Origin of the sequence: Marinobacter sp. RI1 (assembly GCF_041155085.1) — a bacterium.
GTDB classification, from domain to species: Bacteria; Pseudomonadota; Gammaproteobacteria; order Pseudomonadales; family Oleiphilaceae; genus Marinobacter; species Marinobacter nauticus.
Window position 1 is genome coordinate 1,146,734 of sequence record NZ_AP031605.1, and the last position, 12,407, is coordinate 1,159,140.

Genomic DNA, 12,407 nt, shown 5'->3' on the forward strand with positions numbered 1-12,407 from the left:
GTTTTCCGGCGGCCTGTTTTCGTAAACTCCTCGCCTTCGTGTTCAATTTGCAAAGGAACTGTCTATGGCCGGCTCCAGCCTGCTCGTATTACTTGATGACATTGCTGCCGTACTGGATGACGTGGCGGTGATGACCAAAGCTGCTACCAAGAAAACCGCCGGTGTGCTGGGCGATGACCTGGCGTTGAATGCGCAGCAGGTCACCGGTGTTCGACCTGCCCGGGAAATCCCGGTGGTGTGGGCGGTCGCCAAGGGTTCGCTTATTAACAAGGCCATTCTGGTGCCGGCGGCACTGGCCATCAGCTTTTTTGTACCCTGGCTCATTACCCCGCTGTTGATGCTCGGTGGTGCCTTCCTGTGCTTTGAGGGGGCCGAGAAGCTGGTTCACAAGTTCCTGCACAAAGAGCAGGAAGAAAAGCACCGGCAAGAGCTGCGGGACGCTCTGAAAAAGCCGGAGGTGGACCTTAAAGCGGTTGAGAAAGACAAGATCAAGGGCGCTGTCAGGACCGACTTTATTCTCTCCGCCGAAATCATCGCCATCACGTTAGGAACCGTGGCCGACAAGAGCTTCGGAATGCAGTTTGCGGTGCTGACCGTCGTGGCGTTGATGGTGACCGTCGGTGTGTATGGGCTGGTGGCGGGTATTGTGAAGCTGGACGACGCCGGCCTTTACCTGAGCCAGAAAGCCGGTGCCTTCGCCCAGAAGCTGGGGCAGGGCATTCTGTGGCTGGCGCCCTGGATGATGAAAACCCTGTCGGTACTGGGCACCATTGCAATGTTCCTGGTGGGCGGAGGTATTCTGACCCATGGTATACCGGCGGTGTACGGGGCCATTCACCATGCGGCCGGAATGATTTCTTCAGTGCCGGAAGTGCTGGTCACCACGGTCGGGGATGGCCTGTTTGGCTTGCTGGCCGGTGCTCTTCTGGTTCTTGTTATTACGCCCGTTGCGAAGCTCTGGGAGCGCCGGGCGGCGTAATCCTCGGCCGCCTGCCCTTTCACAGGCAGGCGTCAAACAGCCGGCTGATCAGCACTGGCACAGCGGTTTCAACCCGAAGAATCCTCGGGCCCAGATGCACGCTCTGGCAGCCGGCTTCCTCCAGCTTGCCGACTTCGTAATCGGTAAAGCCCCCTTCCGGACCAATGCACAGGGTGGCCGGTTCATTGAGATGGGTGGGGCACGGCGCCGCCATGCCCGGATGCGCCACCAGTGCTCGTTTGCCACCCAGCAGTGTCGGTAGTTCATCCTCCACAAAGGGTTTAAACAGCTTGCGGATATGGACCTGAGGCATCAATGTGTCTTTGGCCTGTTCAAGGCCCAGGGTCAGGTTCTCTCTTAGATGATCCTCGGTGAGCCAGGGCGTTTGCCAGAAACTCTTTTCCACCTTGTAGCTGTTGATCAGCCAAAGATCCTTCACACCCAGAGAAGCGCAGGTCTGCAGTACCCGCCGGAACATCTTGGGCCGGGGCATAGCCAGTATCAGCGTGAGCGGTAAGGGGGCAGGGGGTTGCTGATCCAGGGTTACCAGCAATTCGGCCTCGGTCTCTGTCATTGACAGCACTTCAGCATGGCCCATCAGGCCGTTTACCCGGCCAGCCGGTATGCGATGGCCGGTGCCGACTTTAAGCACCGTTTTCAGGTGCTCAAGCCGACGGCCGCGGAGACGCACCCGGTCCGGGGCGACGAAGTCTTCCTCAAACAGCAGGGCCAGATTCATCAGGCTTCGGGCTCTTCTCCGTCGGCCTCTGCCCGTTCCCGGTAGGCGAGGCGACCAAATATGATGCCGAACTCGAACAGAATCCACATGGGCACGGCCAGGAGCGTCTGGGAGATGATATCTGGTGGGGTCAGCAGCATGCCGATGATGAAACAGGCCACGACCACATAGGGGCGCTTGGCGGCCAGGTCTTGCGGCGTGGTGGCGCCGGTCAGAATCAGCAGTACCGTCGCAATGGGGATTTCAAACGCAATGCCGAAGGCAAAGAACATCTTGAGCACGAAGTTCAGATAACTGCTGATGTCAGGCAGTTCGACAATGCCCTCCGGGCCGATGGCGGTAAAGAAACCGAACACCAGCGGAAAGACCACGAAATAGGCGAAAGCCGCGCCAGCGTAGAACAACAGCACGGAAGTAAACAACAGCGGGAAGGCCAGGCGCTTTTCATGGGCATAGAGCCCGGGCGCCACAAAACTCCAGAGCTGGTAGAGAATGATCGGAATGGCGACAAATACCGCCAGAACCAGCGCCAGCTTCAGGGGCGCAAAGAAAGGCGAGGTGATGTCGGTGGCGATCATGGTCTGGCCGACCGGCAAAAGTTCGCGCAACGGCTGGGATAACAGCAGGTAGAGCTCGTTGGCAAATGGATAGATGACGGCGAAACAGATAATCACCGCCAACACCATTTTCAGTAGCCGGTTGCGTAGCTCGAGCAAATGCTCGATCAGGGGCATTTCCTGCTGTTCAGACGATGTCTGCTGGCCGTCTTGGGTGGCGCTCATGAATGCTTGTCCGAGGGGCTGGTCGGTGAGGATTCACTGGGTTGATCGCTGGCCGCCGTCTCATCCCTGACGGGTTCATGCGGAGGTTCGGGCTGTTCGCCCGCCTCCGGAGAGGGGGGCGTAACCCGCCGGGTTGCCGGTGCCGGCCTGGGCTTGCGGGTCTGATCGTCCGGCAGGATCATGTGCTCGTACTTTTTCGCCTCATCCAGGGCGCCGCGCACGGTCTTCTCCACATCGTCCAGGCCTACATCACCCGCCTTGCGCAGCTCCTCCCGGAGTTCTTCGGCCTTCAACTGCCGGTCCAGTTCACTGGTGAACTGGCTGACCATGCGCCGGGCGCCACCGATCCAGCGGCCAGCCGCCCGCGCCGCCGTCGGCAAACGCTCCGGGCCCAGCACGAGCAATGCAATCACGCCGCAGATCAGCAGCTCTAGAAAGCCGATGTCGAACATTCAGGGGGTGCTCAGCCTTGCTTTTCTTTGGGCTTGTCTTCCGCCTGGGCTTGTTGCTCGGCGTTCTGTTTTTCCAGCGGTTGCTGTTCGGCGTTCTTCTCTTCCTCGTCGCTCATGGATTTTTTGAATCCACGGATGGCGCCGCCGAGATCGCTGCCGATGTTCCGGAGTTTCTTGGTTCCGAATAACAGGATGACGATGCCAAGTACGATAAGAAGTTGCCAGATGCTGATACCCATGAGGGTTCCTCGTTCAAATGTTGCTGTTGCATGACATTGTACGCCAACCGCTACCCCTTGCGGAAATACCCCTTGGGGGTACTCCTTTACGGATTCCGGGAGGCTTTTTCTTCCAGGCCTGACAGGTCGAAGCGACTGGCCAGTTCATCCAGAACATCCTTCGGCCCCAGGCCTAACCGTGACAGCATCACCAGGCTGTGAAACCAGAGGTCGGCCGTCTCGTACACCAGGTCCCGGGTTTCGCCGGAATGCTCTGCATCCTTGGCGGCCAGCAGCGTCTCGGTGCACTCTTCGCCCACCTTCTCCAGTATCTTGTTCAGCCCCTTGGCATGCAGGCTGGCGACGTAGGACGTGTCGGGATCCGCGTCTTTGCGGGCTTCCAGTACCTGTGCCAGTCGTTCCAGTACATCACTCACGGTGTCTGCTCCTCAGTTGCTGCCGTAGATGGTATTCGGGTCTTTGAGAACCGGATCGGCGCTCACCCACTGACCATCTTTCAGGGTTCGGTAAAAACAGCTTCGCCGGCCAGTATGGCAGGCAATGCCGCCTTTTTGTTCCACTTTCAGCAGCACCACATCGGCATCGCAATCGAGCCTGATATCCCGGAGCACCTGCTGGTGCCCGGAGCTCTCGCCCTTGCGCCAGAGTTTGCCACGGGAACGGGACCAGTAAACCGCCTGACCTTCCTCAACCGTGAGCCGGAGAGATTCCCGGTTCATCCAGGCCATCATCAGGATATCGCCATTATTGGCGTCCTGGGCAATGGCCGGCACCAGGCCGTCTTCTGTCCATTGGATCTCGTCGAGCCAGTCAGGCTGTACGACGTTAGCGGGAGAATCTTGCATTTTTATGAATCCTGAATCTTTGATGGTTCAGCGACTGCCCCGGAGCATGACGCCTGCCGCTCCGGCAAGCAAGACCCAGCTCCAGACCGGCAGATCGGCCAGCCACTGCCCGGCGTGGGGCTGGCTGCCCACCAGAGCCGCGCCTGCCAGAACCAGGGCGATGAAGCCCCGGCGCCAACGGCGTTCGCTGCGCATTTGCTGCTCTTTCATCAGCGCCAGGGTTGCCCGGTTTTGCGCTTCGGTGGGGCCGCTGGAGCGTATCTGTAGTAGTGCGTCGTGAACCAACTGGGGCATCTCTGGCGATTGTTCGAGCCATGATGGCAGGTGGTTCTGCAGAGACTTGATCAGGCCGGATGGACCGATGCGTTTACGCATCCAGTCTTCCAGAAACGGCTGGGCGGTACTCCACAGATCCAGGTCTGGATAGAGCTGGCGGCCAAGGCCTTCGACATTGAGTAGGGTTTTCTGTAACAGCACAAGTTGTGGCTGCACTTCCATGTTGAAGCGCCGAGCGGTCTGGAACAGGCGTAACAGGAAGTGACCAAAGGAAATATCCTTCAGGGGGCGCTCGAAGATGGGTTCGCACACCGTCCGAATGGCGGCCTCAAACTCGTTGACGCGGGTTTCCGGCGGCACCCAGCCAGACTGGATGTGCAGTTGCGCTACCTGGCGGTAATCCCGGCGGAAGAAGGCCAACAGGTTGCGGGCGAGATAGCTCTGGTCGTCGGGGGCCAGAGTGCCGACGATACCGAAGTCGATGGCAATGTACTTCGGGTCGGCGGGATTGCTGACATCGACAAAGATATTGCCCGGATGCATGTCAGCATGGAAAAAGCTGTCACGGAATACCTGGGTAAAGAAGATCTCCACCCCTTTTTCCGCCAGTACCTTCATGTTGACGCCCGCCTTTTCAAGGGCGGGTACATCGGCAATAGGAATGCCGTGAATGCGTTCCATCACCAGCACCGATTTGCGGGTGTAGTCCCAGTCGATAAAGGGGATGTAGATCAGCGGGGAGTTCTCGAAATTCCGGCGCAACTGGCTGGCGTTGGCGGCTTCCCGTTGCAGATCCAGTTCGTCGTGGATGGTGGCGTCATAGTCTGCCACCACCTCCACGGGGTGCAGGCGCTTACCCTCAGACCAGTACTTTTCGAGCAGGCCGGCCATCAGGTACATCAGGCCCAGATCCTGGCGGATGACTTTTTCGATGCCGGGGCGCAAAACCTTGACCACCACCTTCTGGCCGTTGGGTAGGGTTGCGGCGTGCACTTGAGCCACCGACGCCGAGGCCATGGGGTCTGGACTGAACTCGGCAAACAGTTCCGAGACGGGCGCAGCCAACGATTTCTCGATAATGCCTCGGGCCTGTTCACTGGGGAACGGTGGAACCCGATCCTGTAGCTGTTTCAGGGATTCGGCCATGTCATCCGGCAATAGATCCCGGCGCGTGGAGAGAATCTGTCCGAACTTGACGAAAACCGGGCCCAGCTCTTCCAGGGCCAGGCGCAGGCGGTCACCCCGGCTCAGTTTTGGCTGCGGGAACAGGTGCCAGGGTGCCAGCAGAAAAAAGATTTTCAGCGGTGTGGGCAGTTCAGACAAGGGCAGAAACGTGTCCAGCCGGTAGCGGCAGAATACCCAGGCAATTCGGAACAGGCGTTGCAGGCGGGTCACAGGGTCTCCGTATTGTTATCGCTGCCGGGTGCTTGCAGTTGCTTCAGCCGAGCCTCCAGGCGTTCGGTGCGCAGGCTCAGCTCATCGATATCCTGAAAGGTGGCCTCCAGCTCCCGCCGGCCTGGCAGAGTGAGGCTCTCTTCGTGGACATATTCCTCCACATTGGCGTTCATGGTGCTGAACGCCTGGCGGCTCCATTTGACCGCCTGGCGGATGCGTTTGCCGATGAAATGGGCCGGCACATCGCCCAGGTAGTTTGCCATGGCCGCTTCCCAATCCGGTTGCAGCTGGTTCAGGGCGCGCTGTAGCTGGTGGGCCAGGGCCGTGTCGCCCTCCACCGTCAGGCGTTCGTCGGCAAATACCCGGTCATCGCCCAGTGCCAGGGCGGCAAAGGCGACCGGTCGCCCGGTGATGATTAACACCGGTTGCGGATCCGGCTGGCTGCGAACCTGCACCCGTTCGCCAACGCGATTCAGGGTCCAGTGCATGGTGACCGGGGCGGTAATGGTGAACTGAACCGGCCCGTCCAAGGCGCCCAGCAAGGCGCGCTGGCCCGCCGGGTCCAGTGTCAGCGCCCGGTTCAGGGCGCCCTCAATAATGGCGCCTGTCGCAGACAGCAGGGTCGGGCCGGGGAACATCAGGGCTTGATTCCCACGTGCAGGGCCACGATGCCGCCGGTCATGTTGTAGTACTTGCAGTTCACCAGGCCGGCAGTTTCCATCATGCCCTTCAGGGTTTCCTGATCCGGATGCATGCGGATGGACTCGGCCAGGTACTTATAGCTCTCGCTGTCCCCGGCAATCAGCTGGCCCATCAGGGGCAGGGCGGTGAAGGAATAGGTGTCGTAGGCCTTGCTCAGCAGCGGGTTGGTGGGCTTGGAGAATTCAAGCACCATCAGCTTGCCGCCCGGCTTAAGTACCCGGGCCATATCCCGCAGGGCCTGATCCTTGTCGGTTACATTGCGCAGGCCGAAAGCAATAGACACCGCCTGGAAACTGTTGTCCGGGAACGGCAGGTGTTCGGCATCGGCCTGCACGTATTCGATGTTGCCGGCGTAACCCCGGTCGGTCAGGCGGCTGCGACCCACCTGCAGCATGGAGGCGTTGATATCGGCCAGCACCACTTTGCCGGACGGGCCCACCAGATCGGAAAACTTCATGGTCAGGTCGCCGGTACCGCCGGCAATGTCCAGCACCTGATGGCCCGGGCGCACACCGCTCAATTCAATAGTAAAGCGCTTCCACAGGCGATGAATGCCCATGGACATCAGGTCGTTCATGAGGTCGTACTTGCCGGCGACACTGTGGAAAACCTGGGCCACCTGACCGGCCTTCTGGCTTTTCGGCACGTTGCGAAAGCCGAAGTGGGTAACGTCGTCCTGGCCGTTGCCTTGGGTGCCCGGTGCTTGCTGCTCGCTCATGGAAGTTGGTCCTGTCAGAATCTAAGCCCTGTATTCTAACCTTTGAGGGGTTGGCTACAAGTTTATTGCCGGCTTACACTGTAAAACCGTTTCCAAATCACTGAGAAAACTGATTCATGTCTGTTATCGATATCCATCGCGCCCATTCCCTTGACAAGGAGCACGCCCGCGAGGCGGCCGAAACCCTGGCCAAGGATTTGGCCAAACAATTCGATGTCAATTACCAGTGGGAAGGCGATCTGCTGAGGTTCAAACGCAGCGGTGTCAAAGGGCAGCTGGATATTTCCGAGAACGACCTGCATATCCGGCTGGAGCTGGGGTTGATGCTTCGGCCCTTCAAATCCCGCATTGAGCAGGAGATTCACTCTCAGCTGGACCAGATCATCCAGGCCTGAATCCCGCTACAGGTCATCCGGCAGGGAGAAAGGGGTCGGGTGGCCCGACAGAATGTTGTCCATCACTCGTTGTTCCCGGCTGAGCAGGCGATCAATCAGCAGGTCGACCCGATTCATTTTCCGAAAGGCGCTGTAGCCCCGGTGCAGAAAGCTGTGCAGATCACCCAGGTCGGCCATCTCGGCCGGACCGCGGGTCATGGACAGTAGCCAACCGAGGGTGCGGTTGCGAACGTAGCGATCCAGTTCCTGTCCGGTTTCCGCTACCAGAGCCAGTTGTCGCTCGCGAATTGCAAGCTGTTTGCTGGCACGATAAGCCTCGCAGTAACGCTCATCATCAAGACCTGTTGCCGAAAAGCCCTGCTGCGCAAGTATCTCTGCCAGCTCAAGATCGAGGCTCTGGGTAATCAGGTTGAGCTCGACCAGGCCGGCAAAGGTGGCCAGCAGGTGGTCGGGAAGCCATTTCACCATTTTCGGGAACACCCGGTCGATGTTGTCATCACGGCGGGTCATGCCGGCAGGGGCGTAGAGGTCGGTCAGCAGAAATTCCAGGCCGGTGTGGTAGCCCGGGTGACGGTATAAATCCTGGTGCGTGTTTTTCAGCCGCTCTGCCTGCCAGTCTGCCACCTGGTGGGCCTCGTCCCGCAGGGGGTGCCCGGCCTTGTGTTGGCGGAAATCGTGGTATTCCAGCAGCAGGCGTTTCAGGCGGTGGGCGTTCTCCGTGTGCACATCCGTGGCAACCAGCCGCTCACGATACATTAAAGGCTCCAATCAACCGGGCAGAAAAGCGCCAGTTTAACGAAGCCTTGGGTGTGACGCACCTGCCCGTTTGCGTTGAATTCAGCCTTGGGCCGCAGCCTCGAGGGTTTCCAGGCCTGGCACCCATTCCTTGCTGTCCAGCGTGATGAAGTGGCTGGGGGCTTCGGTTTCGACAATGCGCATGGTGGTGGGGCTGGTGCGAGCGCTGGCCAGCATGGCCTGGCGATCCAGTATTCGGTCGGTGGCCGGTATCAGGAAAGTCCCATGGCGTACATGGCGATACACCGAGGTGTCGGTACGCGCCATCCACTCCATGATGTTCTCGATGTTGCGAACAATGGTCAGGTGGTCTTTGGTGGCATAGAACAGTTTGCTCAACAATTGGCGTTTGCGCGGATTCATCTTGCCAAAGAAGGTCTGGCCATAGGCCGACTGGGGGGCGCTGTTGATCAGACGAATCAACCAGGGCCACATGCCATGGCTGACCGGCTCCAGCAATGTGGTTACCAGCGCATGCAGTTTGCCCTGGGGTAAAACCGGCGCTTCCAGTACCACTTCCACGTTTTCGTAAAGCTCCGGCCACTGCCGGATGGCCTCCAGAATAACCGCGCCACCCCGCGAGTGGCCATGGATCCGGATATGCCCGGTGCTGGGCAGGTTCTGCAACGACTGATTCAGGATACAGGCGTCGTATTCGATGGTGCCTTCCAGGTGCTTGATGGGCACTTCCCAGGCCGGATTTTCCGGCGTTACACCGTTCACCGGGATGTGATAGTTGCTGCAGGTGAGCAGAATCAGTTCGGTGGTGGGGCCATCGTAGGCCTGGGTGAAGTAACAGTGATTCTCAAGAAAGCCATGCACGCCAATCACGGTGTGCTCTGCTGTGCCACTGTGATTTCGAACAGACACCGCACCCCGGCCCACGCGGTAAACCCGGCCGGAAAACATTTCGGAATAGGCGCTTTCGATCGGTTTGATCAGCTTGCGAACATGACTGGCTTTCATGATTCTTCTCCCTCCGGCCGCTTTTCGTTGTGTTATTGGTTTTGCTGAGCCGGTATGACATTTGTACCGTGAATGCCGAACGGGTTTAGTGGCGCCAGTGCCTTAAAAAATGGTGTGTTGGGGCCAATTGGCCGATCCGGGACACGGTTTTATAACCATGGCACCGGGCTATATAACCAGTATAGGACTGAACAGTTACTCACGTGTAATTTTTTGTAACTGTGCGCGGAGCGTCCGAGGATGGAGCCGCTATCCGGACTCTGGCACAATGCCGGATTGGTTTTCTTTCATACAGGCACGCTATTGATCGGGGATAATCGGGTTTGAGCCAGGAGCAATCGCATCTCATGCTGCCTTCGGATTCAGCCTGGCTGGCTCTGGAACGGCCCGAAAACCCGATGACCATCACCATCATGCTGAGGGTCGACGGGCTGACGCCGACCCGTTTCCGGGAGTTTCTGGAGGTATACTGGCTGGCCTGGGAGCGGTTCCGTTGTCGCCCGGTATGGCGTGCGCCCGCCTGGTATTGGGAAAAAGACCTGACCTTCTCCGCACCCCAGCATCTTGACGTGGCGCTGGACCGGTTCGAGCCGGAACAGTTGCAGGACTGGGTCTCGGAGCGCCTGAACGAGCCCTTACCGCTGTATCGTCCACGCTGGAAATTCTGGTTGGCCCCCAACGCCAGGGGCGGTGCGGCATTGTTGCTTCGTCTGCACCATTGTTATGCCGACGGTCTGTCATTATTGGGCATATTTGATCATCTGTGTCCGCCTTCACCGCGTCAGTATCCCGCTATCTATGGTGCACCAGAGGAGCCGCGTGCCGGCCGCTGGGTGAACGCAGCGCAGACCTGGCTGGAAGGCCGGATTACAGAACTGATGCCAGTGCCCGGGCCCCGGGAAGCCCCCGGAGCTACTCAGAAGCAGGGCGAGAGCGGAGTTCTGGGCAAGGGGGGTCGGCTTGTACACGAACTCAGTGAGTTTCTGGCGACACCGGAGGACTCTCCGTCTGACCTTAAGCGTCCATTGCTGGGGCGGCGCCTTTGTCGGTGGTCGACGCCGGTCCCTCTGGCCCGCTTCCGGGAGATCGCCAGGCTTACCAGTACCACCATCAATGATGTCTTGCTTGCCTGCGTGGCCGCTGCGGTCAGACCGCGCCTTGGCCTCTGCGACGAGGCCCTCGACGAAGCGGTGATGCATGCGGCTGTGCCTGTGGATATCCGGGCGCGTTTGCCGGAAGGCATTCGGCCGGGCGCGCTGGAACCGGGTAATTGTTTCGGAACGGTGTTTGTTCCCCTGCCTGTCGATGGTGAAAGTGCTCTGGAACGATTGTTCCGGATCAAGCATGAAACCCGGAAGCTGAAACGAAGCTGGCAACCGGGCCTCGCGTGGGGGCTGACCGCCTCGGCTGCGCTTCTGCCCGAGCCTGGACGTCGACCGCTGGCCGATCTGTTTTTCAGGAAGGCCTCGGCCGTGGTCTCGAACGTTCCCGGCACGCCAGAGCGTCGTTACCTCGCTGGTTGCGCTATCACGGAACAGATGTTCTGGGTACCCCAGGCGGGCGATATTGGCCTGGGCGTAAGCATCGTCAGCTACGCTGGCCAGGTGCAATTCGGTGTGGTCGCGGATGAAGCCCTCATGGCCGATCCTGCAGATTTTCTCCATGACTGCCTGCAGGAACTCGGACATTTCCCGAGCCAGTCTTAGTCCTAAAGTCCGATCTCTGATGCCTCCTAAATGAGCAGGGAATCTGCTCTCACGACCAATACTCCCCTCCCGGTCATTCACTGACCATGAACCTCAGGCGCCTTATCGCGCCGTGGAGCCGGTGCTGATGCCGGCTCTTTCATCCCAGATTTCGAACAATAAACCGGGGGAAGTATGAACAACAACAAACTGAAACAGTCGGGGTTGGCCATTGCCGTGGCCGCGATGATGGGGGCCAGCGCCAGTGCCCAGGCAGCGGTTGAAGTATACAGTCAGGACGGAACCAGTTTTTCGGTGGATGGCTACTTCAACGCGTTTTACGTGAACCGTGACGACAGCGTCAACGATGTTCGCAATTCTGATGTCAAGATGGGTTTCCTGCCTAACACCATCGGATTCAATTTCAGCAAGGACATGGGCGAACTTACGCTGGGTGGCCGTTCTTCATTCTGGACCACCATCAACGACAGCCTCCAGTCGCCTACGGATACCAGCATTGATGTCCGACAGCTGTATGCCACAGTGGACGGAAGCTTTGGCCAGGTGCTGATCGGGAAAGATTTCGGGTTGTACGCCCGATCCAACATCTTCCTGGATGAGTTGCTGATGGGCTTTGGATCGCCGGGTGCGGCCACCGGGGTCTCTTTTGGCAACATCCGCACCGGGTATCCGTACCCGAATCCCTCTGCGCAGATTACCTATCGCTCGCCAGATATGTCGGGCCTGAACGTGGCTGTGGGTATTTTCGAGCCCGCCAACACAACGCCCGGCGCTGAGTCCGAGCAATCCGCTCCGCGGCTTGAAGCAGAGTTGACCTACGCGACGGAGCTGCAGGGCGTCTCGCTGACCGGCTGGCTCAATGGGCGTCATCAAAGCTCAGAGAATGCCACCACAGAGATCGACAGCCAGGGTATTGGCTACGGGGTCAAGGCCTCGGTGGCCGGTCTTTCCCTGACCGCCTCCGGCTTTACCTCCGAGGGAGATGTTCCGGTTCTGATCACCGATGCGGCCCTCGCCTCAGAAGAGGATGCGGATGGTTATCTGATTCAGGGTTCCTACACCCTTGGGGCAAACCGGTTCGTGTTGTCGTACGGGGAAACGGACTCTGACCAGGGAGACTTTGAGACCGAGAACACTTCCGTTGCCGTGTTTCATGATGTGAACAGCAATTTCAAACTCGTTGCGGAATACAACATGTTTGAGCAGGACGTGAAATCTTCGGGCGCTGAAGCGGCAGACACAGACACCCTCGCCATTGGCGCGATTGTCATGTTCTGATCCCACCCCGATGCCACGGCAGGACCAGGGTGCTTTCCGGTCCTGCAGTGGCTGTCTCAGACTAAAGTGCCGGTTTCTTGCGGCAAAAATCGCGCATCATCGCTGGCCATTGATTCGGGAGTTTTATAATCAATGAGTTA

15 protein-coding genes are annotated in these 12,407 nt (G+C 58.9%); 4 read left to right on the forward strand and 11 right to left on the reverse strand.

The genetic code is table 11. The annotated features are described in order from the left end of the window. The first annotated feature begins 64 nt into the window (after positions 1-64). Positions 65-979 (forward strand): DUF808 domain-containing protein, encoded by a 915-nt coding sequence (locus tag ACAM27_RS05015; protein ID WP_141067461.1) that lies wholly within the window; start codon positions 65-67, stop codon positions 977-979. Between the two features lie 19 nt (positions 980-998). On the opposite strand, the gene ACAM27_RS05020 is transcribed toward ACAM27_RS05015, so the two are convergent. The 9 genes from ACAM27_RS05020 to ubiE all read right to left on the reverse strand — a co-directional run bounded on the left by ACAM27_RS05020 (position 999) and on the right by ubiE (position 7,127). Beyond that, a complete protein-coding gene (locus tag ACAM27_RS05020; protein ID WP_114433850.1) occupies positions 999-1,718 on the reverse strand; it encodes a 16S rRNA (uracil(1498)-N(3))-methyltransferase in 720 nt (239 codons plus the stop codon). Next, positions 1,718-2,500, reverse strand: coding sequence for a twin-arginine translocase subunit TatC (gene tatC, locus ACAM27_RS05025; protein ID WP_113879210.1), 783 nt, complete (start codon positions 2,498-2,500; stop codon positions 1,718-1,720). Before tatC ends, ACAM27_RS05020 begins: the two co-directional genes overlap by 1 nt. Beyond that, a complete protein-coding gene (tatB, locus tag ACAM27_RS05030; RefSeq protein WP_023011245.1) occupies positions 2,497-2,952 on the reverse strand; it encodes a Sec-independent protein translocase protein TatB in 456 nt (151 codons plus the stop codon). Before tatB ends, tatC begins: the two co-directional genes overlap by 4 nt. An 11-nt stretch (positions 2,953-2,963) precedes the next feature. After that, positions 2,964-3,191 carry a Sec-independent protein translocase subunit TatA gene (tatA, locus tag ACAM27_RS05035; protein WP_011786832.1) on the reverse strand — a complete coding sequence of 76 codons (228 nt, stop codon included), beginning with the start codon at positions 3,189-3,191 and terminating at the stop codon, positions 2,964-2,966. Positions 3,192-3,277: 86 nt separating this feature from the next. After that, positions 3,278-3,607, reverse strand: a complete 330-nt coding sequence (locus ACAM27_RS05040) for a phosphoribosyl-ATP diphosphatase (protein WP_011786831.1) — start codon at positions 3,605-3,607, stop codon at positions 3,278-3,280. A 12-nt stretch (positions 3,608-3,619) separates the two neighbouring features. After that, complete coding sequence (gene hisI, locus ACAM27_RS05045) at positions 3,620-4,036, reverse strand: phosphoribosyl-AMP cyclohydrolase (RefSeq protein ID WP_023009608.1); 417 nt, start codon at positions 4,034-4,036, stop codon at positions 3,620-3,622. Between the two features lie 27 nt (positions 4,037-4,063). Further along, complete coding sequence (ubiB, locus tag ACAM27_RS05050) at positions 4,064-5,707, reverse strand: ubiquinone biosynthesis regulatory protein kinase UbiB (RefSeq protein WP_369612648.1); 1,644 nt, start codon at positions 5,705-5,707, stop codon at positions 4,064-4,066. Then, positions 5,704-6,345 (reverse strand): SCP2 domain-containing protein, encoded by a 642-nt coding sequence (locus tag ACAM27_RS05055; protein ID WP_014422686.1) that lies wholly within the window; start codon positions 6,343-6,345, stop codon positions 5,704-5,706. Before ACAM27_RS05055 ends, ubiB begins: the two co-directional genes overlap by 4 nt. Further along, entirely contained in the window at positions 6,345-7,127 is a 783-nt protein-coding gene (gene ubiE, locus ACAM27_RS05060; protein ID WP_014422685.1) for a bifunctional demethylmenaquinone methyltransferase/2-methoxy-6-polyprenyl-1,4-benzoquinol methylase UbiE, read from the reverse strand. Before ubiE ends, ACAM27_RS05055 begins: the two co-directional genes overlap by 1 nt. Before the next feature lie 116 nt (positions 7,128-7,243). On the opposite strand from ubiE, the gene ACAM27_RS05065 reads away from it, so the two are divergent. Then, entirely contained in the window at positions 7,244-7,522 is a 279-nt protein-coding gene (locus ACAM27_RS05065) for a polyhydroxyalkanoic acid system family protein (RefSeq protein ID WP_369612649.1), read from the forward strand. A gap of 6 nt (positions 7,523-7,528) precedes the next feature. Here the strand turns inward: ACAM27_RS05065 and ACAM27_RS05070 are convergent, their stop codons facing one another. After that, on the reverse strand, positions 7,529-8,278 hold the full coding sequence (locus ACAM27_RS05070) for a hypothetical protein (protein WP_014422684.1): 750 nt from the start codon (positions 8,276-8,278) through the stop codon (positions 7,529-7,531). An 81-nt stretch (positions 8,279-8,359) separates the two neighbouring features. Continuing rightward, on the reverse strand, positions 8,360-9,283 hold the full coding sequence (locus tag ACAM27_RS05075) for an alpha/beta hydrolase (protein ID WP_369612650.1): 924 nt from the start codon (positions 9,281-9,283) through the stop codon (positions 8,360-8,362). Positions 9,284-9,630: 347 nt separating this feature from the next. Here ACAM27_RS05075 and ACAM27_RS05080 point away from each other — a divergent pair, with 347 nt between their 5' ends. Then, entirely contained in the window at positions 9,631-10,989 is a 1,359-nt protein-coding gene (locus ACAM27_RS05080) for a WS/DGAT domain-containing protein (protein WP_369612651.1), read from the forward strand. Positions 10,990-11,163: 174 nt separating this feature from the next. Further along, positions 11,164-12,267, forward strand: a complete 1,104-nt coding sequence (locus tag ACAM27_RS05085) for a porin (RefSeq protein ID WP_014422682.1) — start codon at positions 11,164-11,166, stop codon at positions 12,265-12,267. Positions 12,268-12,407: the final 140 nt, after the last annotated feature.

Coding starts and splice junctions, on each gene's coding strand:
- ACAM27_RS05070 (WP_014422684.1), bottom strand. CDS start 8,278: ATGTATCGTGAGCGGCTGGTTGCCACGGATGTGCACACGGAGAACGCC.
- ACAM27_RS05020 (WP_114433850.1), bottom strand. CDS start 1,718: ATGAATCTGGCCCTGCTGTTTGAGGAAGACTTCGTCGCCCCGGACCGG.
- ACAM27_RS05080 (WP_369612651.1), top strand. CDS start 9,631: ATGCTGCCTTCGGATTCAGCCTGGCTGGCTCTGGAACGGCCCGAAAAC.
- tatB (WP_023011245.1), bottom strand. CDS start 2,952: ATGTTCGACATCGGCTTTCTAGAGCTGCTGATCTGCGGCGTGATTGCA.
- tatA (WP_011786832.1), bottom strand. CDS start 3,191: ATGGGTATCAGCATCTGGCAACTTCTTATCGTACTTGGCATCGTCATC.
- ACAM27_RS05075 (WP_369612650.1), bottom strand. CDS start 9,283: ATGAAAGCCAGTCATGTTCGCAAGCTGATCAAACCGATCGAAAGCGCC.
- ACAM27_RS05085 (WP_014422682.1), top strand. CDS start 11,164: ATGAACAACAACAAACTGAAACAGTCGGGGTTGGCCATTGCCGTGGCC.
- ACAM27_RS05015 (WP_141067461.1), top strand. CDS start 65: ATGGCCGGCTCCAGCCTGCTCGTATTACTTGATGACATTGCTGCCGTA.
- hisI (WP_023009608.1), bottom strand. CDS start 4,036: ATGCAAGATTCTCCCGCTAACGTCGTACAGCCTGACTGGCTCGACGAG.
- ubiE (WP_014422685.1), bottom strand. CDS start 7,127: ATGAGCGAGCAGCAAGCACCGGGCACCCAAGGCAACGGCCAGGACGAC.
- tatC (WP_113879210.1), bottom strand. CDS start 2,500: ATGAGCGCCACCCAAGACGGCCAGCAGACATCGTCTGAACAGCAGGAA.
- ACAM27_RS05055 (WP_014422686.1), bottom strand. CDS start 6,345: ATGTTCCCCGGCCCGACCCTGCTGTCTGCGACAGGCGCCATTATTGAG.
- ACAM27_RS05065 (WP_369612649.1), top strand. CDS start 7,244: ATGTCTGTTATCGATATCCATCGCGCCCATTCCCTTGACAAGGAGCAC.